General features: G+C 35.6%; 1 protein-coding gene. It reads right to left on the bottom strand.

What is annotated here, in order from left to right; translation table 11 throughout:
* Positions 1 to 175: 175 nt before the first annotated feature.
* Positions 176 to 432 (bottom strand): hypothetical protein (locus tag AC3DEV_RS17220; RefSeq protein ID WP_488372912.1); only part of this gene is annotated, 257 nt, incomplete at its 5' end.

Below are 432 nucleotides of genomic sequence, written 5' to 3'. Positions count from 1 at the left end.
CATAACCGTAATCATCACAAAAAAGAACTGTTTCAAATCCAAAACTTTTACTCTTACTTACACTATATGCTAATACAAGAAATTCGATATAAGGGAACGCCCAGTGTGTTTGAGCGTTCCTTATATCAACTGAGCCAAATGGCTTACTATAAAAAGCATATATTGCTGTCATAAACTATAAACCACCGTCACCACTAATTCCACTTGACGGACAAGTATTAGCAGTACAACCTGTATCAAAATGTAATACTGGTGCTTTAGCACATGTATCGTCATACGGTACTGGTTGAATTACATCGAACCATAATTGGAACTTGATTTTTCTTTCACATCCATTAGATGCTACATCATAGTAATAGTCCCATGTTAAACCATCACCAAAAGGTGAAGTAACTCGCATTCTTTCACGCATGTTTGGAACTGAGTTTTTAA

The organism is Dietzia sp. IBK-p2-15D (assembly GCF_057773105.1).
This window is presented reverse-complemented; position numbering and strand designations above follow the sequence as displayed.